Annotated in this window: 22 protein-coding genes; 14 read left to right on the plus strand and 8 right to left on the minus strand. The window is 61.9% G+C overall.

Annotated features, from left to right (window positions below; genetic code table 11):
- Positions 1 to 170: 170 nt before the first annotated feature.
- On the minus strand, positions 171 to 3017 hold the full coding sequence (gene rapA, locus ACODSV_RS23830; protein WP_150055337.1) for an RNA polymerase-associated protein RapA: 2847 nt from the start codon (positions 3015 to 3017) through the stop codon (positions 171 to 173).
- A gap of 218 nt (positions 3018 to 3235) precedes the next feature.
- On the opposite strand from rapA, the gene ACODSV_RS23835 reads away from it, so the two are divergent.
- Complete coding sequence (locus ACODSV_RS23835; protein ID WP_024073896.1) at positions 3236 to 3577, plus strand: hypothetical protein; 342 nt, start codon at positions 3236 to 3238, stop codon at positions 3575 to 3577.
- Here the strand turns inward: ACODSV_RS23835 and ACODSV_RS23840 are convergent.
- The 3 genes from ACODSV_RS23840 to ACODSV_RS23850 form a co-directional block, all read right to left on the minus strand.
- A complete protein-coding gene (locus tag ACODSV_RS23840) occupies positions 3574 to 4755 on the minus strand; it encodes an aminotransferase class V-fold PLP-dependent enzyme (protein WP_024073897.1) in 1182 nt (393 codons plus the stop codon). The genes ACODSV_RS23835 and ACODSV_RS23840 overlap by 4 nt on opposite strands.
- Complete coding sequence (locus ACODSV_RS23845) at positions 4752 to 5222, minus strand: RidA family protein (RefSeq protein ID WP_150055336.1); 471 nt, start codon at positions 5220 to 5222, stop codon at positions 4752 to 4754. The genes ACODSV_RS23840 and ACODSV_RS23845 overlap by 4 nt, the downstream gene beginning before the upstream one ends.
- 90 nt (positions 5223 to 5312) lie before the next feature.
- Complete coding sequence (locus ACODSV_RS23850) at positions 5313 to 6185, minus strand: LysR substrate-binding domain-containing protein (RefSeq protein ID WP_150055335.1); 873 nt, start codon at positions 6183 to 6185, stop codon at positions 5313 to 5315.
- Between the two features lie 131 nt (positions 6186 to 6316).
- On the opposite strand from ACODSV_RS23850, the gene ACODSV_RS23855 reads away from it, so the two are divergent.
- Positions 6317 to 6478 carry a hypothetical protein gene (locus ACODSV_RS23855; protein WP_017844811.1) on the plus strand — a complete coding sequence of 54 codons (162 nt, stop codon included), beginning with the start codon at positions 6317 to 6319 and terminating at the stop codon, positions 6476 to 6478.
- A gap of 143 nt (positions 6479 to 6621) precedes the next feature.
- Positions 6622 to 6738, plus strand: a complete 117-nt coding sequence (gene ccoM, locus ACODSV_RS23860) for a cytochrome c oxidase subunit CcoM (RefSeq protein WP_024073900.1) — start codon at positions 6622 to 6624, stop codon at positions 6736 to 6738.
- Between the two features lie 187 nt (positions 6739 to 6925).
- Here ccoM and ACODSV_RS23865 read toward each other — a convergent pair whose 3' ends face one another.
- Positions 6926 to 8401, minus strand: a complete 1476-nt coding sequence (locus tag ACODSV_RS23865; RefSeq protein ID WP_024073901.1) for an inorganic phosphate transporter — start codon at positions 8399 to 8401, stop codon at positions 6926 to 6928.
- A 332-nt stretch (positions 8402 to 8733) separates the two neighbouring features.
- Positions 8734 to 8934, minus strand: a complete 201-nt coding sequence (locus tag ACODSV_RS23870) for a hypothetical protein (RefSeq protein ID WP_003172389.1) — start codon at positions 8932 to 8934, stop codon at positions 8734 to 8736.
- 525 nt (positions 8935 to 9459) lie between these two features.
- Between ACODSV_RS23870 and pcaR the strand changes: the two genes are divergently transcribed.
- The 11 genes from pcaR (at position 9460) to pcaC (ending at position 20449) form a co-directional block, all read left to right on the plus strand.
- On the plus strand, positions 9460 to 10302 hold the full coding sequence (gene pcaR / locus ACODSV_RS23875) for a pca regulon transcriptional regulator PcaR (RefSeq protein ID WP_024073903.1): 843 nt from the start codon (positions 9460 to 9462) through the stop codon (positions 10300 to 10302).
- 141 nt (positions 10303 to 10443) lie between these two features.
- The gene (gene pcaK / locus ACODSV_RS23880) at positions 10444 to 11784 is read left to right on the plus strand and encodes a 4-hydroxybenzoate transporter PcaK (protein ID WP_489046572.1); all 1341 of its coding nucleotides are present in this window, start codon (positions 10444 to 10446) and stop codon (positions 11782 to 11784) included.
- Between the two features lie 266 nt (positions 11785 to 12050).
- Entirely contained in the window at positions 12051 to 12908 is an 858-nt protein-coding gene (locus ACODSV_RS23885) for a CoA transferase subunit A (RefSeq protein ID WP_024073905.1), read from the plus strand.
- Positions 12908 to 13687 carry a CoA-transferase subunit beta gene (locus ACODSV_RS23890; RefSeq protein WP_024073906.1) on the plus strand — a complete coding sequence of 260 codons (780 nt, stop codon included), beginning with the start codon at positions 12908 to 12910 and terminating at the stop codon, positions 13685 to 13687. Before ACODSV_RS23885 ends, ACODSV_RS23890 begins: the two co-directional genes overlap by 1 nt.
- Positions 13684 to 14889, plus strand: coding sequence for a 3-oxoadipyl-CoA thiolase (gene pcaF / locus ACODSV_RS23895; protein WP_172831375.1), 1206 nt, complete (start codon positions 13684 to 13686; stop codon positions 14887 to 14889). The genes ACODSV_RS23890 and pcaF overlap by 4 nt, the downstream gene beginning before the upstream one ends.
- A 17-nt stretch (positions 14890 to 14906) precedes the next feature.
- Positions 14907 to 15611, plus strand: coding sequence for a protocatechuate 3,4-dioxygenase subunit beta (gene pcaH / locus ACODSV_RS23900; RefSeq protein WP_069075418.1), 705 nt, complete (start codon positions 14907 to 14909; stop codon positions 15609 to 15611).
- A 1-nt stretch (position 15612) separates the two neighbouring features.
- Positions 15613 to 16179, plus strand: a complete 567-nt coding sequence (gene pcaG, locus ACODSV_RS23905) for a protocatechuate 3,4-dioxygenase subunit alpha (protein ID WP_024073909.1) — start codon at positions 15613 to 15615, stop codon at positions 16177 to 16179.
- Between the two features lie 188 nt (positions 16180 to 16367).
- Entirely contained in the window at positions 16368 to 17663 is a 1296-nt protein-coding gene (locus ACODSV_RS23910) for an MFS family transporter (protein WP_069075419.1), read from the plus strand.
- 10 nt (positions 17664 to 17673) lie between these two features.
- The gene (locus ACODSV_RS23915; protein WP_150056407.1) at positions 17674 to 19038 is read left to right on the plus strand and encodes a 3-carboxy-cis,cis-muconate cycloisomerase; all 1365 of its coding nucleotides are present in this window, start codon (positions 17674 to 17676) and stop codon (positions 19036 to 19038) included.
- 10 nt (positions 19039 to 19048) lie between these two features.
- A complete protein-coding gene (pcaD, locus tag ACODSV_RS23920; protein WP_024073912.1) occupies positions 19049 to 19840 on the plus strand; it encodes a 3-oxoadipate enol-lactonase in 792 nt (263 codons plus the stop codon).
- A 216-nt stretch (positions 19841 to 20056) separates the two neighbouring features.
- Positions 20057 to 20449, plus strand: a complete 393-nt coding sequence (gene pcaC / locus ACODSV_RS23925) for a 4-carboxymuconolactone decarboxylase (protein ID WP_024073913.1) — start codon at positions 20057 to 20059, stop codon at positions 20447 to 20449.
- Here pcaC and ACODSV_RS23930 read toward each other — a convergent pair whose 3' ends face one another.
- Complete coding sequence (locus ACODSV_RS23930) at positions 20450 to 21349, minus strand: polysaccharide deacetylase family protein (protein WP_024073914.1); 900 nt, start codon at positions 21347 to 21349, stop codon at positions 20450 to 20452. It lies immediately after the preceding gene.
- Positions 21350 to 21433: 84 nt separating this feature from the next.
- Positions 21434 to 22684, minus strand: coding sequence for an OprD family porin (locus tag ACODSV_RS23935; RefSeq protein WP_454843881.1), 1251 nt, complete (start codon positions 22682 to 22684; stop codon positions 21434 to 21436).
- Positions 22685 to 22726 lie beyond the last annotated feature (42 nt).

Below are 22726 nucleotides of genomic sequence, written 5' to 3' on the forward strand. Positions count from 1 at the left end.
ACCGTGGTGACTCTATCGAGGGCAAGCCCCCTCCCACATTGATCAGTCAACTCGGTCAACTGTGGGAGGGGGCTTGCCCCCGATGAGGCCCGCAAAGCCAAAGCTGTTCTCAAGTGAATAAAAAAGGCCCGCATTGCGCGGGCCTTCTATTTAGCAGGGCAGGGCAGCAATCAACCTGCCACCAACACCCGAATCGCTTCCAGTCGCAGCGCCGCCTTGTCGAGCATGGCCAGGCCTTGTTCGCGTTGCTGGCGCAGGGCAACCAGTTCGCTGTCACGCACGGTCGGGTTGACCGCTTGCAACGCGGTCAGGCGCGCCAGCTCTTCGTCGGTGTCCGCTGCCAGGCGGCGCTTGGCCTCGGCCACACGCTCGGCGTGGCGCGGGGTGATTTTCTCTTCACCGGCATTGATGCGTGGTGTGAGTTGGTCGCGCTGGGCCTGGACGAACTTGTTGGCGCTGGCTCGTGGCACGCTTTCGAGCTGGTCGTTCAGGGTTTCGAACGAGACGCGACCGGACAGGTCATTGCCGTTGGCGTCCAGCAGGCAGCGCAGCGCGGCCGGTGGCAGGTAGCGGCCCAGTTGCAGTGAGCGCGGGGCAACCACTTCGCTGACGTAGAGCAGCTCCAGCAGTACGGTGCCCGGCTTGAGCGCCTTGTTCTTGATCAGCGCCACGGCGGTGTTGCCCATGGAGCCGGACAGCACCAGGTCCATGCCGCCCTGCACCATCGGATGTTCCCAGGTGATGAATTGCATGTCTTCGCGTGACAGCGCCTGGTTGCGATCGTAGGTGATGGTCACGCCTTCGTCGTCGCCCAGGGGGAAGCTGGCGTCGAGCATTTTTTCGCTGGGCTTGAGGATCAGCGCGTTTTCCGAATGGTCTTCGCTGTCGATGCCGAACGCGTCGAACAGGGTTTCCATGTAGATCGGCAGGGCGAACTGGTCGTCTTGCTCAAGAATGGCCTCCACCAACGCATCGCCTTCACCCGCACCGCCGGAGTTGAGCTCCAGCAAGCGGTCGCGGCCGGTATGCAGTTCCTGCTCCAGGCGCTCGCGTTCGGCACGGGCCTCGTCGACCAGGGATTGCCATTCGCCATCGTCGGCGTTTTCCAGCAGCGGCAGCAGGCGCGGGCCGAACTGATGCTGCAAGGCGTTGCCGGTCGGGCAGGTGTTGAGGAAGGCGTTCAGTGCTTCGTGGTACCACTGGAACAGGCGCTCTTGCGGGCTGGTTTCCAGGTAGGGCACGTGCAACTCGATCACATGCTTCTGGCCGATCCGGTCCAGGCGGCCGATGCGCTGTTCGAGCAGGTCGGGGTGGGACGGCAGGTCGAACAGCACCAGGTGGTGGGAGAACTGGAAGTTGCGGCCTTCACTGCCGATCTCCGAGCAGATCAGCACCTGGGCGCCAAACTCTTCATCGGCGAAGTAGGCGGCGGCGCGGTCACGCTCGAGGATGTTCATGCCCTCGTGGAACACCGTGGCCGGGATGCCGGAGCGCACACGCAGGGCGTCTTCCAGGTCCATGGCGGTTTCGGCGTGGGCGCAGATCACCAGGACCTTGGTGCGCTTGAGCATTTTCAGTTGGTCGATCAGCCACTCGACCCGTGGGTCGAAACGCCACCAGCGGTTTTCTTCCTCGACGTCCGGCTGCGACTGGAAGCTGACTTCCGGGTACAGCTCGGCGTGTTCGCCCAGTGGCAATTCGAGGTATTCGTCCGGGTTCGGCAGCGGGTAGGCGTGCAGCTTGCGCTCCGGGAAACCTTGTACGGCGGCACGGGTGTTGCGGAACAACACGCGACCGGTGCCGTGGCGGTCGAGCAACTCGCGCACCAGGCGCGCGCTGGCTTCGGTGTCGCCATCGTTGACGGCGGTCAGCAGCGCTTCGCCTTCATTGCCGAGGAAACCCTGGATAGTCGTGTGCGCGGCCGGGGAGAGGCGGCCCTTGTCGAGCAGCTCCTGCACGGCTTCGGCCACCGGGCGATAGTTCTCGCTCTCGGCGCGGAAGGCCTGCAGGTCGTGGAAACGGTTCGGGTCGAGCAGGCGCAGGCGCGCGAAGTGGCTGTCCTGGCCCAGTTGTTCCGGGGTGGCGGTGAGCAGCAGCACACCGGGAATCACTTCGGCCAGTTGCTCGACCAGGCTGTATTCCGGGCTGGCCTTGTCTTCATGCCACACCAGGTGGTGGGCTTCGTCGACTACCAGCAGGTCCCAGCCGGCGGCGAACAGCGCGTCCTGGGCTTTCTCGTCGTCCACCAGCCACTCAAGGGCGACCAGGGCCAGTTGGGTGTCCTCGAACGGGTTGGCGGCATCGCTTTCGATAAAGCGTTCTTCGTCGAACAGCGCAACCTGCAGGTTGAAGCGGCGGCGCATTTCCACCAGCCACTGGTGCTGCAGGTTTTCCGGGACCAGGATCAGCACACGGTTGGCGCGGCCGGACAGCAGTTGGCGATGGATCACCAGGCCGGCTTCGATGGTCTTGCCCAGGCCCACTTCGTCGGCCAGCAGTACCCGCGGCGCGATACGGTCGGCGACTTCGCGGGCGATGTGCAATTGGTGGGCAATCGGCTGTGCACGTACGCCACCCAAGCCCCACAGGGAGGATTGCAGCTGGCGGCTGGTGTGTTCCAGGGTGTGGTAGCGCAGCGAGAACCAGGCCAGTGGGTCGATCTGCCCGGCGAACAGGCGATCGCTGGCCAGACGGAACTGGATGAAGTTCGACAGCTGGGTCTCCGGCAGGGTGACCTGTTCGTTCTGCCCATTGAGGCCGTGGTAGACCAGCAGGCCGTCGACGTCGTCGACTTCTTGCACGGTCATTTTCCAGCCTTCGAAATGGGTGATGCTGTCGCCCGGCGAGAACCTCACGCGGGTGAGGGGCGCATTCCGTAGCGCATACTGGCGCGTATCGCCAGTGGCCGGATAGAGCACGGTCAACAAGCGGCCGTCCTGTGCCAGAACGGTGCCTAACCCCAGCTCTGCTTCGCTGTCACTAATCCAGCGTTGCCCCGGTTGATACTGCTGCGCCATGCTGCCTGACTCCCGCCGTGAAAAAGCCGACTATCTTAACGGAACAAGGCCCTCATCCAAAGGACTCTGACAAAAACTACTGCGTTTGCACGGTGGTCCGCTGCTGAATCGACGGGTGGCGGGCACTTGCGAGTGTCGACTGGGTCACAGGTTGGCGTGCTTGAGCTCAAGTCGCCCTGCAACCCGCCGACAGCCTGTTGATCAGGAGAATAATCACTATGCTGCCACCCATGCTGCCCGTCAGTGTTGTGCCGGTCACGTCACAACTCGACCCGGTGCGCCAGAAGCCGGACATCCCGCCCGTGGTGCCCGTGCAGGCGGGCTCGAACGAAAGCACCATCGACCTGAAAAAGGGCGATGCCGAGCAGTCGACCTTTTTGCTGCGCGAAGAACAGCGCCGCCAGCAAGAGCAGCAAAAGCGCCGGCGTGAAGCCGACGCGGACGCGGAGCAGCACCTGGCCATTCCTGGTGATGTGCTCAACGCCGACAACACCGTACCGGTGGTGCCGCTGATTGAAGACGCGCCGCGCCAGGGGTTGTGGGTGGACGTCGAGGTTTAATCGCGCAACTCGCGCAAGGCTGTCAGCAGCACCTCGATATCGTGGTCGTTGTTGAAGGGGCTGACGGAGATGCGCGCGATGCTGCTCAGGCCGCGCGCCTGCATATCCAGCGGGGTGTAGGCCACACCGTTGGCGCCGATGTTGATTCGCTTCAATCCCAGCCGCCGCTTGAGTTCGAAGGCGTCCCAGCCGGCGAGGTTGAAGGCGATCAAGCCTGAGTGCGTAGCGCCCAAGTCATGCAAGGAAATGCCCGGTATCTGGCGCAGTGCTTCACGGATCCGCGCGCTGGTCTGCCTGACGCGTTCCCAGGCCCGCTCGATCCCCAGTCGATTGATCTCCTGCAGTGCGTTACCCAGCCCCGCCAACAAGGCGGCGGACACTTCGCTGGTTTCAAAGCGCCGGGCGTCGTTACGCAAGTCGTAGCCGTTGGCGTTCCAGGGGGCCGAGAACACATCGCGCTGGGCGGGGTTCAGGTGCTGGAGAAACGCCGGCCGCACATACAGCAGCGCCGTGCCGCGCGGCCCGCGCAGGTGCTTGCGGCCGGCCGATTTGAGCACATCGCAGTGCAGCGCCTGCACATCCACCGGTACCTGGCCGACAGCTTGACCCGCGTCGACAAAGTAGGGAATGCCATGGCGCCTGGCGACGGCGCCGATGGCTTGGGCGGGATTGATCAGGCCACCATTGGCCGGGAGCCAGGTCAGGTCGATCAGCTTCACGTTTGTATCGATCATCGCTTCCAGGGCCACCGGGCAGACCGCGCCGGTTTCATCGCAGGGGATGACCTCGACCCGTGCGCCGGCGTGCACCGCCAGTTCCATGCTCGCCAGGTTACCGCCCCATTCGTGGCGGCCCACCAAAATGCGCTCGCCCGGCTGCCAAGGGCCGAGTGCCTGGAACGCCATGCTCCAGGCCGTCGAGCCGCTGCTGGCAAAGGCAATCGACGAGGCGGGCGCATTGAGCAATTGCCCGGCGGCGCGGCGGGCTTGCTCTATCAGGGCCGCACCGTGTTCGCCGGCTTCCATGGGGCCGTCGCGAGCTTCACGCTGTAATTGTTCGATGATGGCATCGAGGGTTGCCTGGCTGGGTAAGGACGCGCCGGCGTGATTGAAATGCACGATGCCGGATAGGCAGCCAGGGGTGTTGTCCCGCAGTTGCTGGACTTCAAGCGGGCTCACGGTTGCAACTCGAAAATGGCGTCCACTTCCACCGCCACGCCGGCGGGCAGGCTGGAAACGCCGACGGCGGTGCGTACATGCCGGCCTTTTTCGCCAAGGGCATTGACCAGCAGGTTGGATGCGCCGTTGGCGACGCCACTCTGCTGCTTGAAGTCGGCGCTGCTGGCGATAAACACACCCAGGCGCACTGTGCGCACCAGGCGCGACAGGTCGTCTTCCAGCGCCGCGCTCAATTGCCCCAGCAGGCCCAGCGCCGCCAGCTGTGCGGCCTGGGCGCCTTCTTCATCGCTGAGGGATTCGCCCAGCCGGCCCACATAGGCAGGTTTGCCCTCCACCAGAGGAATCTGTCCGGAGATGAACAGCTGGTTGTGGCTGATGACATGATTGATGTAGTTGGCCGCCGGTTGGCTGGGGGAAGGCAGCGTCAAGCCAAGGGCGTGCACACATTGGCGGATGGAAGTGCTCATGTTGAATCCTCTTGGGTCGGGAGGATTCAGCATGGTGGCCGTGGTGTTCGGCGACAAACGGATAGATCTCATGGGACGTATCGAAATAACTCACGCGTCGGTGCAGGCTTGCTGCAACCACTCGCTGAAACAGCGGGCGGCCTCATTGGCAGGGCCCTGGGGGGTAATCAGCCAGTAACCGATCGCGCTGTGATAGGGCGGCCAGTCGAACGCCTCCACCAGGCTGCCGTCCTGGAGCCTGCGCTCGATCAAACGGTGACGCCCCATGGCGATGCCCTGGCCGGACACGGCGGCTTCGACCACGATGTTGTAGTCGTGCAGCATCACGCGGGGGTGTTGATCGAGGTCGACTCGATAATGCGCGGACCAATCCGTCCATTCGAATGGCCGGTGCGAGGTGGCCATCAGCAAGGGACCGTGATGCAGTTGGCTGGCTTTGAATGCCGGGCTGCATACCGGTGAGAGTATTTCGGGCATCAGCCGTATGGCCTGCACGTCGGGCCAATCGCCCTTGCCGTAACGGATGGCCAGGTCGATTGTTGTTCCGTCGACGTTCGCCAATTGAATCGCCGGCAACAGTTCCACCTGGATATGCGGGTAACGGTTGAGAAACCCGGCCAGGCGCGGTGCCAGCCATAAGGTCGCAAAGGATGCGAGCAGGCCGATGCGCAACACTGTGGCGCCAGGGGCGACCCGTTGGGTGCGGGTGGCGACGGCGATGGCCTCGAGGGCGGGGCGGATTTCGTCGTAATAACGCTGGCCGTCGGCTGTCAGGTCGATCGCGCGGGTACGTCGGATAAACAGCGGCTTGCCCAGGTGCTGTTCGAGTTTTTGCACCTGGTGGCTCAAGGCGCTCTGGGTGACTGACAACTCATTGGCCGCCTTGATAAAACTCAAGTGCCGTGCCACCGCTTCAAAGGCGCGCAGGGCGAGCAATGGGGGAAGGTCCTTGAACAGTGCCACCTGGGGGGCCTCCTGGTGCGGGCTGAAAGTGCCGATTTTGGGCGATGCCCCGCCTTTTGTCGCTCGCTGATTTGCCGCCGGACGGGGGAGGCCGCATTATTGAGGCACTCCCGCCATAACGTAGCCAAGCCATGAGTGATGACGACAAGCTGATCGACCTGAATGCCGAACGTGCCAAACGTGTGCATGACCTCAATGACAAACGCCTGAATGAAGTGCGCCAGGCATTTGAACAGGCGATGCCCTTGGGGAAAGTTAAGAAAAAGCCGAAGAACAAACCGAAAAAGCGTTGAAAGGGCCTGCATTTATTGATGCAGGTCAGTTATTACCCTTCTTTACGCCCCGTTGAGGGCGACATTGATCCTCGTCAATTTTCCAGAGTGCCTTCTCCATTAACTTAGCCCTATCGCAACAGGGCAAGTGCAGGAGGCCGGTCATGTTTTTCGATAATGTGGTGTTCGCCGGGGTGCTGACTGTAAGCCTCATGGTGATGTTTTTTGTAGGGTTTGGATTTTTTATCTGGAAAGACGCACATAAGCGTAAAAAACCATAAGTTTTTCCGGATTACATGAGCACGCAAGGCATTTTGGGCGACTTCGGTCGCCCTTTTTTTTGCCTGCGATTTAATCAACACCCCATTTGAACTGAGTCCGGTGGCGCAGCAGTTTAAGGACGGGACACACGCATAAAAAAAGGTGCGACCCTCGCAGGTCGCACCTTTATTTTTTGCGGGCTGGCTATCAGCTACCCAGTGCCTTGGACGCCAACCAGAACAACCCGGCCGACAGGCCTACGGTGGCTGGCAGGGTCAACACCCAGGCCATCAGGATGGTCTTGACAGTACCGCCTTGCAGGCCGCTCTTGTTGGCAACCATGGTGCCGGCGACACCGGAAGACAGTACGTGCGTGGTCGAAACCGGCAGGCTGAAGATGTTGGCCAGGCCGATCATGCTGGCGGTGGTGATCTGCGCCGACATGCCCTGGGCGTAGGTCATGCCCTGCTTGCCGATCTTCTCACCGATGGTCAGTACCACACGCTTCCAACCCACCATGGTGCCGAGGCCCAATGCCAGGGCGACCGCGAGGATTACCCAGAACGGCGCGTACTCGGTCGTGGCGGTCAGGTCTTTGCGCAGCTTGTCGAGGTCAGACTTCTCACGCGCATCCAGGCCCGGCAGCTTGCCGACTTTCTTCGCGGTGTCATCCAGGCATAGCAGGTAGCGACGTACCTCAATGCGCTGGTCGGCATTCAGCGAGTGGTAATCGGAAACGCCTTTCAAGGTGTCCACGAGCGCGTTGATGGTCGGCTCGGTCTGCTGCGGGTTGCAGCGGAACTTGCCCGGCAAGTCATCCTTCACGCTTTTCCCCAAGGCCAGGAACTCGCCCAGGGTTTCGTGGTTGCGCTGGTAGAACTGATTCAAGTGCACGGTGGCGTCGCGGGTGCGCTCGATCTGGTAGGTGGTGCTGCCCAGGTCGAGGACGAACTGTGCCGGTACGATGCCGATCAGCACCAGCATGATCAAGCCGATACCTTTCTGCCCATCGTTGGAGCCGTGCACGAAACTCACGGCCATGGCGGAAATCACCAGGACCAGACGGTTCCAGAACGGCGGGTGTTTCTTGTCGTCGAGCTTGCGGCGCTGGTCCGGGGTCTTGTGCATCTTCGACAGCGGGCGCCACCACTTCAGGCCGAGCAGCACCAGGGCGGCAACCAGGAAGCCGGCCATCGGCGAGAACACCAGGGACGCGCCGATATCGATCGCTTTCTGCCAGTTCACCCCGTCAGCCAGGGGAATGTCATTGATCAGGGCGTTGGCCAGGCCGACACCAAGGATCGAACCGATCAGGGTGTGGGAGCTGGAGGCGGGGATACCGAAGTACCAGGTGCCCAGGTTCCAGGTGATCGCCGCCGCCAATAAAGAGAAGACCATCGCCAAACCATGGCCGGTGTTCACATTGATCAGCAACTCCACCGGCAGCAAGTGCACGATGGCGTAGGCGACACCGACACCACCGAGCAACACGCCGAGGAAGTTGAACACCCCGGAGAAGAACACGGCCAGGTGCGGCGGCATGGCTTTGGTATAGATGACTGTGGCCACCGCATTAGCGGTGTCATGAAAGCCATTGATGAACTCGAAGGCGAGGACAAAGGCCAGGGCGAGCAACAGGCTCACGAGAACCCAAGCATCCAGTCCGCTGAATAAATCGATCATGAAGGTTTTCTGACCCGGTCGTAAGGGGGCGCGATTATGCCAGAAAACCTCGGTAATCGATGCACTAGCTGCTCATTGGTAACAATCTTCATTGAAAAAACACGGGCAAAAGGTGCTCATCCCAGGCTTTTCGGGGCTTTGGCAAGTCTTTGATTTATAAAGCGCACAGCTGAAAAGGTGCGGTTTTGTCACCTAATCGTCATGTCTGAAACATTTGTACGAAATTTCCCTGGGGCGGCAGGGTGCTGAGCCGTGGAGGCTCATGCAAGGTGCCCTCCGCCGGCAATAAGCCGGCAGAGACAGCAAGACCCTGAGGACTCGAACCGAAGTGCTTATGGCTCTTCGGCCTTGAGTTCCTGTTCAATCTTTTGGATTTCCTGGGCAAAGGCCTGATCGAGCAGACTGGCTCGTTTGCGCCATGGCTTGCGTTCTGGCTCAGGCTGGGCGGCGTAGGTGGTGACTTCCCCGCCGTAAACGTCCTTGTAACGTTGCTCCTGGCGCTCAAGTTCCGCGCGCAGTTCATCTTTCGTCACAGTGCTACCTAATTGAGTTGAGTTTAATTACCGTGCAGCGGTGGAGCTGAAAATTGCCCTCGGCGTATTTCAATGTTGAACAGTCAAACTGTTCAAGTTTGAATAATTGACCAAAGGTGACTTCGTTAAACCGGTAGTGATAACCGGCGACGCGTTCCGCATGCACCGCCTGCGAGCTCCGATCCCGATAGTGATACCGGGCTGACCTCTGCACAGGTTGCATTATAGCGGCGCATTTGAATAACTCTATCACCATAAAGTTAAAAAACGTCAACTTGCTGTGAGAGTTTTGTTACATGTACGCGTCAGTATTTCGCTGGAAAACCGGCGCCATCATTTTTGCGCTCTTGTAAAAGTTGTCGCGGCCTGTCCGATATTTCTCTACGTCCAGGTTGATTGCGATAATCGAATGATCGTCCGATAATCGCCCAATGTTGTTGGCCCAAGCTTGTGCCTCGCGCCTGGCACGGCTTTCAATAGTGATCAACCCTTCCAGCGGTTGAAAATAAGAGAAAGGATCCGGAAATGAACGATCAATTGCGCAACTCCTTCGCGTCAGCGGCGCCGCCGATCGTGGCTTCGCCCGCCAAGCGCATCCAGGCGTTTACCGGTGATCCAGACTTCATGACCTCCCTGGCCCGTGGCCTGGCCGTGGTGCAAGCGTTTCAGGAGCGCAAGCGGCACCTCACCATCGCCCAGATCAGTCACCGCACCGAAATCCCCCGCGCCGCCGTGCGACGTTGCCTGCACACCCTGATCAAGCTCGGCTACGCCACCACCGATGGGCGTACTTATTCGCTGCTGCCCAAAGTCCTGACCCTGGGTCATGCCTATTTGTCCTCCACGCCCCTGGCGGTCTCCGCGCAACCTTACCTGGACCGTATGAGCGAGCAGCTTCACGAAGCCTGCAACATGGCGACCCTTGAGGGCGACGACATCCTCTATATAGCCCGTTCCGCCACGACCCAGCGCCTGATTTCCGTGGACCTGTCGGTGGGCGGGCGCTTGCCGGCATATTGCACGTCCATGGGCCGCATCCTGCTTGCCGCGTTGGATGACGCCTCGCTGCAGGACTACCTCGACCACGCCGACCTGCAAACCAAGACCAGCCGCACCCTGACCACCCCCGAAGCCTTGCTCGAATGCCTGCAACAAGTACGGCAGCAGGGCTGGTGTATCGTCGACCAGGAGCTGGAGCAGGGCCTGCGCTCCATCGCCGTACCGGTGTACGACGCCTCGGGCCAGGTATTGGCCGCGTTGAACGTCAGTACCCACGCCGGGCGGGTCAGCCGCAGCGAGTTGGAGCAGCGCTTCCTGCCGAGCATGCTCAGCGCCAGCCGCGAGTTGAGTGCGCAATTGTTTGCTTAAGCTGTTCGGTGACCGCACAGATCCCGGTTTGATGAATTGACGGTGTTTCCCCTGGCTTATTACTGTGCGGCAGCGCTCTAGCGCCACAATAATAACGACGACCCCAGGTCGTCAGCCCGCCATCGGTGTGGAATAAAAACAATGAATCAACCTTCTGTCGGCACCACACTGGACGTCCAGGCCTTTATCAATGCCCAACCCTTGTCACGTTATCAGTGGCGCGTGGTGATCCTGTGTTTCCTGATTGTCTTCCTCGATGGCCTCGACACGGCTGCCATGGGGTTTATCGCGCCTGCATTGTCCCAGGACTGGGGCATCGACCGCGCCAGTCTCGGTCCGGTGATGAGTGCCGCATTGATCGGCATGGTGTTCGGCGCCTTGGGCTCCGGGCCACTGGCTGACCGCTTCGGGCGCAAAGTGGTGCTGGTGGGGGCAGTGCTGGTGTTTGGTGCCTTCAGCCTGGCCTCGGCCTACAGCACCGATGTCGATCAATTGCTGGTGCTGCGCTTCCTGACCGGGCTGGGCCTTGGCGCCGGTATGCCGAACGCCACGACCCTGCTCTCGGAATACACCCCGGAGCGCCATAAATCGCTGCTGGTCACCAGCATGTTCTGCGGCTTCAACCTGGGCATGGCCGGCGGCGGGTTTATCTCCGCCAAGCTGATTCCGGCATTCGGCTGGCATAGCCTGTTGATGATCGGCGGTATCTTGCCGTTGATCCTGGCGCTGGTGCTGCTGGTGTGGCTGCCGGAATCGGCGCGTTACCTGGTGGTGCGCAATCGCGGCACCGACAAGGTGCGCAAGACCCTGTCACCCATTGAACCCAGCCTTGTCGCCCAGGCCATGGCCTTCAGTGTCCCCGAGCAAAAAACCGTCAAGGCGCGCAACGTGTTTGCGGTGATCTTCTCCGGCACCTACAGCGCTGGCACCTTGTTGCTGTGGCTCACCTATTTCATGGGCCTGGTGATCGTGTACCTGCTGACCAGTTGGCTGCCGACCCTGATGCGCGACAGCGGTGCCAGCATGGAACGGGCAGCGTTTATCGGTGCGTTGTTCCAGTTTGGTGGTGTATTGAGCGCGGTGGGCGTGGGCTGGGCGATGGACCGCTTCAATCCCCACAAGGTCATTGGCACTTTCTACTTGCTGGCCGGAGTGTTTGCCTACGCGGTAGGGCAGAGCCTGGGCAATATCACGTTGCTCGCGACCCAGGTGCTGATCGCCGGGATGTGCGTCAACGGCGCGCAGTCGGCAATGCCGTCCCTGGCTGCGCGCTTCTACCCGACCCAGGGCCGCGCCACCGGTGTGTCCTGGATGCTCGGCATCGGCCGCTTTGGTGCGATCCTCGGTGCCTGGATGGGCGCCACCTTGCTGGGCCTGGGCTGGAATTTCGAGCAGGTACTCACGGCGCTGGTGATCCCGGCGGCATTGGCCACGGCTGCGGTGGTGATCAAGGGCATGGTCAGCCACGCCGACGCAACCTGAGGCCTGGCACGCTCAAATGTGGGAGTGGGCTTGCCCAGGCAGCAGTGGGGCGGCCAATACATCGGGTGGCTGATACACCGCTCTCTGGGGCAAGCCTCTTCCCACATTGACCGCGTTTGGCTGAATGATTAGCGAGGTAACAATCTGTTCGATAATCGAACGCTGAGTCGATTATCGGATTGTTTGGCCCATTTCCCCGGCTTAATCTTCAAGCACTTCGGCGCCACCTCAGCGCCTTTTACGATCAACACCGGGAGCCCAACCCCATGGCTGAAATTCTCACCTTGCGTGATGCGGTCAAGCGCTTCGTGAATGACGGCGATACCGTCGCCCTCGAAGGCTTTACCCATCTGATCCCTACGGCGGCAGGTCATGAAATCATTCGTCAGGGCAAGAAAGACCTGACGCTGGTACGCATGACGCCTGACCTGATCTATGACCAGTTGATCGGTGCCGGCTGCGCACGCAAGTTGATTTTCTCCTGGGGTGGCAACCCCGGCGTGGGGTCCTTGCACCGCCTGCGTGACGCGGTCGAGAAGCAATGGCCGCAGCCGCTGGAAATCGAAGAACACAGCCACGCCGACCTGGCCAATGCCTACGTCGCCGGTGCCTCTGGCCTGCCGTTCGCGGTACTGCGCGCCTACGCTGGTTCCGACCTGCCCAAGGTCAACCCGCTGATCAAGACCGTCACCTGCCCCTTTACTGGCGAAGTGCTGGCGGCGGTGCCATCGGTGCGTCCGGACATCACCGTGATCCACGCGCAAAAGGCTGACCGCAAGGGCAACGTATTGCTCTGGGGCATTCTCGGCGTGCAGAAGGAAGCGGCCCTGGCCGCCAAGCGCTGCATCGTCACCGTGGAAGAGATCGTCGACGACTTGAACGCGCCGATGAACAGCTGCGTGTTGCCGACCTGGGCCCTGACCGCGGTGTGCCATGTGCCCGGTGGCGCGCATCCGTCCTACGCCCACGGCTACAACGAGCGTGACAACCGTTTCTACCAAGCGTGGGATCCAATCGCCCGCGACCGTGGGACCTTTACCGCCTGGATCGATGAATACATCCATGGCACTGCCGACTTCAGTGAATTCCAGACCAAGCTGGCTACCGCGCAGGAGGCCAAGTAATGGCTTACTCGACCAACGAAATGATGACCGTCGCCGCCGCCCGCCGCCTCAAGAACGGCTCGGTATGCTTTGTGGGCATCGGCCTGCCATCCAAGGCGGCCAACCTGGCGCGCCTGACCTCGTCGCCGGACGTGGTGCTGATCTACGAGTCCGGTCCGATTGGCGCCAAGCCCAGCGTACTGCCCCTGTCTATCGGTGATGGCGAGCTGGCGGAAACCGCTGACACGGTCGTGCCCACCGGTGAAATTTTCCGCTACTGGCTGCAAGGTGGGCGCATTGACGTGGGCTTTCTCGGTGCAGCCCAGGTCGACCGCTTCGGCAATATCAACACCACCGTGGTCGGTGACTACCACCAGCCCAAGGTACGCCTGCCGGGTGCCGGTGGCGCGCCGGAAATCGCCGGCTCGGCCAAGAGCGTGCTGATCATCCTCAAGCAGTCGTCGCGTTCGTTTGTCGACAAGTTGGACTTCATCACCTCCGTCGGCCACGGCGAAGGCGGCGATTCGCGCAAACGCCTGGGCCTGCCGGGTGCCGGCCCCGTCGGAATTATCACCGACCTGTGCATCATGGAGCCGGAAGAGGGCACCCATGAGTTCGTGGTCACTGCACTGCACCCTGGCGTTACCCGCGAGCAAGTGGTGGCGGCCACCGGTTGGCCCATCCGCTTTGCCGACCGGGTGGATACCACCGAGGAACCCACCGAGGTCGAACTGACCGCGCTGCGTGATCTGGAAACTCGCACCGCCGCCGCCCACGGCCAAGCACCGGGAGAAGCCTGATGCGTGACGTCTTTATCTGTGATGCGATTCGTACCCCTATCGGCCGGTTTGGCGGGGGCTTGGCCACGGTGCGTGCCGATGACCTGGCGGCGCTGCCGATCAAGGCACTGATCGAACGCAACCCTTCGGTGGACTGGAGCGCGGTCGACGAAGTATTCCTCGGCTGCGCCAACCAGGCGGGTGAGGATAATCGCAACGTCGCACGTATGGCGCTATTGCTGGCGGGCCTGCCTTCAAGCATTCCCGGTGTGACCCTCAACCGGCTGTGCGCCTCGGGCATGGATGCGATCGGCACCGCGTTTCGTGCGATTGCCAGCGGTGAAATGGAGTTGGCGATTGCCGGCGGCGTCGAGTCGATGTCCCGTGCGCCCTTCGTGATGGGCAAGGCCGATGCAGCGTTCTCGCGCAGCATGAAGCTGGAAGACACCACCATTGGCTGGCGCTTTATCAACCCATTGATGAAGGCCCAGTACGGTGTCGACGCGATGCCGCAGACCGCCGATAACGTCGCTGATGATTACCACGTGTCCCGCGCCGACCAGGACGCCTTTGCCCTGCGCAGCCAGCAACGTACCGCTGCCGCCCAGGCGGCCGGGTACTTCGCTGAAGAAATCGTGCCGGTGCGGGTCGCCCATAAAAAAGGCGAAACCGTGGTCGATCAGGATGAGCACCCACGCGCAGACACCACCCTGGAAACCCTGGCGCGGCTCAAACCGGTGAACGGCCCGGACAAGACCGTCACCGCCGGTAATGCTTCTGGCGTCAACGACGGTGCCGCCGCGCTGATCCTGGCGTCCGCCGATGCGGTGAAAAAACATGGCCTCACTGCCCGCGCTCGTGTATTGGGCATGGCCAGTGCCGGTGTCGCGCCACGGGTCATGGGCATCGGTCCGGTGCCGGCGGTACGTAAACTGGTGGAACGCCTGGGCCTGGCGGTTACCGACTTTGACGTGATCGAACTCAACGAAGCCTTCGCCAGCCAAGGCCTGGCGGTGCTGCGTGAATTGGGCATCGCTGACGACGCGCCCCAGGTCAACCCGAACGGCGGCGCTATCGCCCTCGGCCATCCCCTGGGCATGAGCGGTGCACGGTTGGTGTTGACGGCTTTGCACCAGTTGGAAAAAACCGGTGGCCACAAAGGCCTGGCGACCATGTGTGTGGGCGTCGGCCAAGGCTTGGCCCTGGCGATTGAACGCATCTAATAAGAGAGGACAGCTCCATGACTGATAAGCCCGGTTACCGGCGCCCGCAAGCGGGCACCCAACCTGAGTACCTGCACCCGCCCTACCAGTCGACGAACCTGCGTTCGCCGTCCAAGCCGTTGGTGTTCCTGCCCCATTCGCTGTCGGAAATCACCGGCCCGACCATCGGCGCCGAGCGAGTCAGCGAGAAGGATAACGACCTCACCGCCCAACACGACGGCGAGCCCCTGGGTGAACGCATCATCATTCACGGTCGCGTGCTGGATGAAAACGGCCTGCCGGTGCCGGGCATCCTCGTGGAGATCTGGCAAGCCAACGCTGCCGGTCGCTACAACCACAAGCGCGACCTGCACGACGCGCCGCTGGACCCGAACTTCACCGGCACCGGGCGCACGGTTACCGACGCCGACGGCTGGTACCAGTTCCAGACCATCAAGCCCGGCGCCTACCCATGGGGTAACCACCACAATGCGTGGCGCCCTGCGCATATCCACTTTTCGCTGTTCGGGCCGAGCGTGCTGACGCGCCTCGTCACGCAGATGTATTTCCCCGGCGACCCGCTGCTGGAATACGACCCGATCTACAACTGCGTGCCGGACACCAGCGCCAAAGAGCGCCTGATCGCGCGTTTCGATCTGGAAAAAACCATTCCTTCCTATGCCCTCGGCTACCGCTGGGACATCGTCCTGCGTGGCCGTGACGCCACGCCGATGGAGAAATGAGATGACACTCAATGCGACCACGTCCCACACCGTCGGGCCGTATTACCACATTGGCCTGACCTGGCTGAATCGCGAAGCCCTGGCCAACGCCGACACCCTCGGCGAACGCGTGGCGATCAGCGGGCAGGTGGTGGACGGCAACGGTGATGTCGTCAACGACGCCATGCTCGAAGTCTGGCAGGCCAATGCCGCCGGCAAATACGACCACCCGGAAGATGAGCAGGACAAGGCTGTCGATCCCAACTTCGAAGGTTTTGGCCGCGTACCGGTGGACGCCGAAGGGCGGTTCCGCTTTACCACCATCAAGCCGGGCAGTGTGCCGGGGCTGAAAGGCACCACCCAGGCGCCGCACCTGGTGGTACTGGTGTTTGCCCGCGGTCTGGTGAAGCATTTGCTGACGCGGATCTATTTTGACGGCGAGGCGTTGAACGGGGATGACCCGTTGCTGGCGTGTGTGCCTGCCGAGCGGCGGGGTACCTTGATTGCCAAGACCGATGCGGACGGCGTGTATCAGTGGAATGTGATTTTGCAAGGGACAGATAAGGAAACGGTGTTTTTCGATTATTGAGTCGCTTGTCAGGGCCCCATTGGGGGCAAGCCTCCTCCCACATTTTGATCGCGCTGCCTATCAAATGTGGGAGGGGGCTTGCCCCCGATAGGGCCGGTTCAGGCACTGAGTACTCAAATGTCTGCTTGCGGAACATGGTTGTTGCAAAGTATGTCTAGGCTATAACCGTTCCCACTGAGTGAAAAAACATGACAACAACGACAAGTCACTACACCGGAGAAGAACGCAGCAAACGGATCTTTGCCATCGTCGGCGCTTCCTCCGGCAACCTCGTCGAATGGTTCGACTTCTACGTCTACGCCTTCTGTGCCATTTACTTTGCCCCTGCGTTTTTCCCCTCGGACGACCCTACGGTCCAACTGCTCAACACCGCTGGCGTATTCGCCGCCGGGTTCCTGATGCGACCCATCGGCGGCTGGCTGTTTGGCCGGGTTGCCGATAAGCACGGGCGCAAGAATTCGATGATGATCTCGGTGCTGATGATGTGCGCCGGCTCCCTGGTCATCGCCTTCCTGCCCACCTACAAGGATATCGGCGCCTGGGCGCCGGCCTTGCTGCTGGTGGCGCGGCTGTTCCAAGGCTTGTCGGTGGGGGGTGAATACGGCACCACCGCAACCTACATGAGTGAAGTCGCGCTCAAGGGCCAGCGTGGGTTCTTCGCCTCCTTCCAGTACGTGACCCTGATCGGTGGGCAACTGCTGGCGGTGTCGGTGGTGGTGATCCTGCAACAGATCCTCAGCGAAGAGGAACTGCGCGCCTGGGGCTGGCGCATTCCGTTCGTGATTGGCGCCATCGCGGCGGTGATCTCCCTGCTGCTGCGTCGCAGCCTGAAAGAAACCACCAGCAAAGAAATGCGTGAAGACAAGGACGCCGGCAGCATCGCCGCGCTGTTCCGTGACCACAAGGCCGCGTTTATCACCGTGCTCGGCTACACCGCCGGCGGTTCGCTGATTTTCTACACCTTTACCACCTACATGCAGAAGTACTTGGTGAACACTGCCGGGATGCACGCCAAGACCGCCAGCTACATCATGACCGGCGCGCTGTTCCTGTACATGTGCATGCAGCCGCTGTTCGGCATGCTGGCTGACAAGATCGGCCGGCGTAACTCGATGCTGTGGTTCGGCGCCCTGGGGACCCTGTGCACGGTGCCGATCCTGCTCAGCCTGAAAACCATCAGCAGCCCGTTCCTGGCGTTTGTATTGATCACCCTGGCCTTGGCCATCGTCAGTTTCTACACCTCCATCAGCGGCCTGGTGAAAGCCGAAATGTTCCCGCCACAAGTGCGCGCCCTCGGCGTGGGCCTGGCCTATGCGGTGGCCAACGCGATCTTCGGTGGCTCGGCGGAATACGTAGCCTTGGGCCTCAAGTCCATGGGCATGGAAAACACTTTCTATTGGTACGTCACCGGCATGATGGCGGTGGCGTTCCTGTTCAGCCTGCGCTTGCCAAAACAGGCGGCGTACCTGCACCACGATCTGTAAGGGATGAGTTATGACACTGCGCACGAGCAACCAATTGTTCGACGCTTACTTCACCGCTGACAGCATGGCCGAGGTGTTCTGCGACCAGGGGCGCTTGCAGGGCATGCTGGATTTCGAAGCCGGGTTGGCGCGGGCCGAGGCCCGGGTTGGGTTGATCCCGCAGGCCGCCGTGGCGTCGATTGCCCAGGCGTGCCTGGCATCGCTGTATGACGTGGATGCCCTTGGGGTTGCGATTGCCACCGCGGGTAATTCGGCGATTCCCTTGGTGAAGGCACTGGGCAAGTTGATTGCCGCTGAAGACCCGAGTGCCGAGCGTTATGTGCACCTGGGGGCGACCAGCCAGGACGTGATGGACACCGGCCTGGTTTTGCAGTTGCGGCGCGCGGTGGCACTGATCGAAGCGGACTTGGCGCGCTTGGGCGACGTTCTCGCCGCCCAGGCGCAGCGTTATGCCGCCACACCGCTGGCCGGGCGCACCTGGCTGCAGCACGCGACGCCGGTCACCCTGGGCATGAAGATCGCCGGTTGGCTGGGCGCGGTGACGCGCAGTCGCCAGCGCCTCACGCAACTCAAGCCACGCCTGCTGGTGCTGCAGTTCGGCGGCGCCTCGGGCACCTTGGCCGCGCTCGGCGTCCAGGCCATGCCGGTAGCCGAGGCCCTGGCCGCCGAATTGCAACTGAGCTTGCCGGAGCAACCCTGGCACACCCAGCGTGATCGCCTGGTGGAACTGGCCAGCGTGCTCGGTTTGATCGCCGGCAGCCTCGGCAAGTTGGGACGGGATCTCAGCCTGCTGATGCAGACCGAAGCGGCGGAAGTGTTCGAGCCATCGGCACCGGGCAAAGGTGGCTCGTCAACCATGCCCCACAAACGCAACCCGGTGGGCGCCGCTGTGCTGATCAGCGCCGCTACCCGCGTGCCCGGCCTGGTGGCGACGATGTTCAGTGCCATGCCCCAGGAGCACGAACGCAGCCTGGGCTTGTGGCACGCCGAATGGGAAACCCTGCCGGAAATATGCCGACTGGTCTCCGGCGCCTTGCAACAGGCGTTACTGGTGAGCGAAGGCTTGGAAGTCGACCCCGAGCGCATGACGCACAACCTCGACCTGACCCAGGGCCTGGTGCTGGCCGAAGCCGTCAGCATCGTATTGGCCCAACGCCTGGGCCGCGATACCGCGCACCATCTGTTGGAGCAATGCTGCAAGCGCGCCGTTGCAGAAGGTCGCCACCTGCGTGCGGTACTGGCGGACGAAGCGCAGGTCACTGCCGAACTCTCGGCGGCTGAACTGGACCGCCTGCTCGACCCGGCGCATTACCTGGGCCAGGCCCATACCTGGGTCAGCCGCGCTGTCACCGAACACTTTGCATTGACTGCCTGAGGAGGCCACTGTGGCATTTGTACAACTCGCCGAAGGCGAACTGCATTACCAACTGGACGGGCCTATCGACGCACCGGTACTGGTGCTGTCCAACTCACTGGGCACCGACCTGCACATGTGGGACATCCAGATCCCGGCCTTTACCCAGCATTTTCGCGTACTGCGTTTTGACACCCGCGGGCATGGCAAATCGCTGGTCACCGAGGGGCCCTACAGCATCGAGCAGCTTGGCCACGATGTGATCGCGCTGCTGGATGCGCTGGATATTCAGCGCGCTCATTTTTGCGGGCTATCCATGGGGGGCCTGATCGGCCAATGGCTGGGGATTAACGCAGGCGAGCGTTTGCAGCGCCTGGTGGTGTGCAACACCGCTGCCAGCATCGGCACGCCGGAGATCTGGAACCCACGGATCGAGATGGTCCTGCGCGACGGCGCGGCCGCCATGGTGGCCTTGCGCGATGCATCGATTGCACGCTGGTTCACCGCCGATTTTGCGACGGCCAACCCGCACCAGGCCAAGCAGATCACCGATATGCTTGCCGCGACTTCGCCCCAAGGTTACGCGGCCAACTGTGCCGCCGTGCGTGATGCGGATTTCCGTGAGCAGTTGTCGAAGATCAAGGCGCCCACCCTGGTGATTGCCGGTACCGAAGATGCCGTCACCCCACCGGCCGGTGGTCACTTTATCCAGCACCATGTGCAGGGCGCCGAGTACGCCGAGTTCTACGCCGCGCACCTGTCCAATGTGCAGGCCGGCGCTGCATTCAGTGACCGGGTGATCAAATTCCTGCTGGCCCGCTGAGGCCGCTGTTGTGGCGAGCGGCTTGTTGTGGCGAGCGGGCTTCCTGTGGCGAGCGGGCTTGCCCCGCGTTGGGCTGCGAAGCAGCCCCAATACGGACGCCGAATTATTTCAGACAGACCGTGGCACCTGATTTGGGGCCGCTTCGCGCCCCAACGCGGGGCAAGCCCGCTCGCCACAGGTGATCGAGTTGAAATCTAATTGAACCAGGAGTTTTTTGTGGACGAGAAACAACGTTATGCCGATGGCCTGCAAGTGCGCCGCGAAGTGTTGGGCGATGCGCATGTCGACCGCAGCCTCAACGCCCTGACTGAGTTCAACAGCGAGTTCCAGGAAATGATCACCCGCCACGCCTGGGGTGATATCTGGACCCGCCCCGGCCTGCCACGGCATACCCGCAGCCTGATCACCATTGCCATGCTGATCGGCATGAACCGCAGTGAAGAACTCAAGCTGCACCTGCGCGCCGCCGCCAGCAACGGGGTAACCCGTGCCGAGATCAAGGAAGTGCTGATGCAGAGCGCGATCTACTGCGGGATTCCGGCAGCGAATGCCACGTTTCACCTGGCGGAGTCTGTATGGGATGAGCTGGGTGTCGAGTCGCGGGAGTGATCAGTGGGCGTCGGCATCCCATACCCAATTCCATACGCCCGGCAGATGCACCGGTTCGTTCACATCCTTGACCGTACGCGCCAGCGCCGCGCGTTCCAGCACGGCATGGTCGGTGTAGAACGGTTCGGCGGCGGTCTTGATACCGTTGATCCGCGCGCTGTCCATCAGGATCTGCAGGTACTCCTGCAGATGCCGCGCGGTGTAGCGGTTGATGTCGTGGAAGGTCACGACCACCGGTATCACGCCGTCCACCGTTGGCAGTTCGCCCAGGGCAATACGTTCGCGCACCACTGACAGTTGCCGGTACAGGTTGGCGCGGCGCCGTGGGCTGGCGTTGAAGCCCCAGATCTTGCCGTCGTTGGCGCTCAAGTCGGTCAACAGCACCTGCATGCCATGGCGCTGGTAGGCGGCATAGGTGCGTCGGTCGTAGTTCCAGAATGGTGGGCGGACCAGGGTCGGCGGCGTGCCGGTGATCGCGGCGATGTCGGCTGCGCCCTGGCTGAGGGTGCGTTCCAGCTCTGCATCGCTCAGCCAGCGATGGTTGGTGTGAAAAGCCGTGGCCGTGTGGAACGCCAGGACATGGCCACCCGCGTATTCACGCTCCATGGTCTTGCGGCCCCGCGCACTGCCACCGGAGCGGGCCGCTTCGGTCTGTAGGAAGAACACCGCCTTGATGCCCGGTAACACCGGGTTGTTTGCCAGGTCAGCCAACACTGAGCGGCTCGGGTTGTTGTAGCCCGAGGCGCTGGGCCCGTCATCGAAGGTCAGCAGGAAGCGGATCGGCGCCTGGGCTTGCAGGCGCTGTTCGGTCTGCGGTGTCAGGGCGATGGGCGCACTGATGCAGCCGCCGAGGCTCAAGGCCAGGCTCAGTAGGAGGGAAGCGAGGACGAAGGATTTCATGGTGTGGGCTGGCTCGTCTGGAGGCCGCCATTGAGTGAACTCAGTGGCGGCAGGCGCGCACCATACCGTAAGTACGGCGCCGGTTTACAGCAGACTTATCGGGTAGCTGACGATCAACCGGTTTTCATCGAATTCGTTGTTGCTGTAGTCGCGGCGCATGCTGGAATTGCGCAAGCGCATATTGAGGTTTTTCAACGCGCCGCTCTGCACGGTATAGCCCAGTTCGGTCTCGCGGCCCCATTCCTTGCCGTCGGTGATCGTGCCGGTGTGTACGTTGCTGCCGCTGATATAGCGGTTCATCAGGGTCAGGCCGGGCACGCCGAGGGCGGCGAAGTTGTAGTCGTGACGTACTTGCCAGGACTTCTCTTGGGCGTTGTCGTAGCTGGAGTTGTAGCTGTCGTTGGCCAGGGTGCCGCCGCTGGTGCCGTTGACGCGCATCCACGCGCTGTTGCCGGTGAGTTTTTGTAGGCCGACGTAGAAGGTGTTGCCGCCGTACTTGGCGGAGAACAGACCGGACCAGGTTTTGTTGTCCAGGTCGCCTGCGCGAGCGCTGCCGTCGTCCTTGCCATAGAAGAACCCGAGGTTGGCGCCGAGGGTCCAGTCGCCAATGGGCTGGCTGTGGATCAGGTTGACGAACTGCTGGCGGTAGATGTCCTTGAGCTGGGCGTTCCACAGGCCGATCTGGGTGCGTTTGTCATTGAACAGGTATTCGCCGCCCTGGAAGTTGAAGCGGTCCGAGGTGAACGCGGCTTTGCCGAACATCGACATGTCGCTCATGCTGCTGTCGTCACGCGGGCTGTTGGCGCGGAACTGGCCGCCGTAGAGGGTCAGGCCGTCGATCTCTTTGGAGGTGATCTGCCCGCCACGCAGGGTTTGCGGCAGCGAGCGGCCGTCGTCGGCGCGCAGGATCGGCAGCACCGGCATCCACTCGCCGACCTTCAGTTCGGTCTTGGACATACGCGCCTTGAACGCCACGCCCAGACGCCCGAATTCATCCGCAGGGCGGCCATCGTGGTCCAGCGGCAACAGCTGGGTGCCACCCGTACCGCGTCCGCCATCGAGCTTGAGCGAGTACAAGCCCAGCACATCCACGCCAAACCCTACGGTGCCCTGGGTGAACCCGGATTTGGCGTCGAGAATGAAACTCTGCGTCCACTCCTGTGCACCGCCCTGGGCCTTTGTAGGGTTGGTGTAATTGCGGTTGAAGAAGAAGTTGCGCAGGTTGAGGTTGGCACTGGCGTCTTCCAGGAAACCGTGTTCTTCGGCGGCGACGGGAAGGGCAAGGCTGGCGACAGCGGTAGCCAGCAACAGCTGGCGAGGGTGAAAAGTGCTCATGGCGTTGGACCTGTTGTTATTGGGGGTTATGCAGGTGGCGGC

The sequence above is a fragment of the Pseudomonas sp. FG86 genome, assembly GCF_057808775.1.

Bases quoted from the DNA above. Each gene is read 5' to 3' on its own strand.
- ACODSV_RS23865 (WP_024073901.1), bottom strand. From the start codon at position 8,401: ATGATCGATTTATTCAGCGGACTGGATGCTTGGGTTCTCGTGAGCCTG.
- ACODSV_RS23885 (WP_024073905.1), top strand. From the start codon at position 12,051: ATGGCTGAAATTCTCACCTTGCGTGATGCGGTCAAGCGCTTCGTGAAT.
- ACODSV_RS23910 (WP_069075419.1), top strand. From the start codon at position 16,368: ATGACAACAACGACAAGTCACTACACCGGAGAAGAACGCAGCAAACGG.
- ACODSV_RS23845 (WP_150055336.1), bottom strand. From the start codon at position 5,222: ATGAGCACTTCCATCCGCCAATGTGTGCACGCCCTTGGCTTGACGCTG.
- ACODSV_RS23890 (WP_024073906.1), top strand. From the start codon at position 12,908: ATGGCTTACTCGACCAACGAAATGATGACCGTCGCCGCCGCCCGCCGC.
- pcaG (WP_024073909.1), top strand. From the start codon at position 15,613: ATGACACTCAATGCGACCACGTCCCACACCGTCGGGCCGTATTACCAC.
- rapA (WP_150055337.1), bottom strand. From the start codon at position 3,017: ATGGCGCAGCAGTATCAACCGGGGCAACGCTGGATTAGTGACAGCGAA.
- pcaH (WP_069075418.1), top strand. From the start codon at position 14,907: ATGACTGATAAGCCCGGTTACCGGCGCCCGCAAGCGGGCACCCAACCT.
- ACODSV_RS23915 (WP_150056407.1), top strand. From the start codon at position 17,674: ATGACACTGCGCACGAGCAACCAATTGTTCGACGCTTACTTCACCGCT.
- ccoM (WP_024073900.1), top strand. From the start codon at position 6,622: ATGTTTTTCGATAATGTGGTGTTCGCCGGGGTGCTGACTGTAAGCCTC.
- pcaR (WP_024073903.1), top strand. From the start codon at position 9,460: ATGAACGATCAATTGCGCAACTCCTTCGCGTCAGCGGCGCCGCCGATC.
- ACODSV_RS23930 (WP_024073914.1), bottom strand. From the start codon at position 21,349: ATGAAATCCTTCGTCCTCGCTTCCCTCCTACTGAGCCTGGCCTTGAGC.
- ACODSV_RS23855 (WP_017844811.1), top strand. From the start codon at position 6,317: ATGAGTGATGACGACAAGCTGATCGACCTGAATGCCGAACGTGCCAAA.
- ACODSV_RS23835 (WP_024073896.1), top strand. From the start codon at position 3,236: ATGCTGCCACCCATGCTGCCCGTCAGTGTTGTGCCGGTCACGTCACAA.
- pcaK (WP_489046572.1), top strand. From the start codon at position 10,444: ATGAATCAACCTTCTGTCGGCACCACACTGGACGTCCAGGCCTTTATC.
- ACODSV_RS23935 (WP_454843881.1), bottom strand. From the start codon at position 22,684: ATGAGCACTTTTCACCCTCGCCAGCTGTTGCTGGCTACCGCTGTCGCC.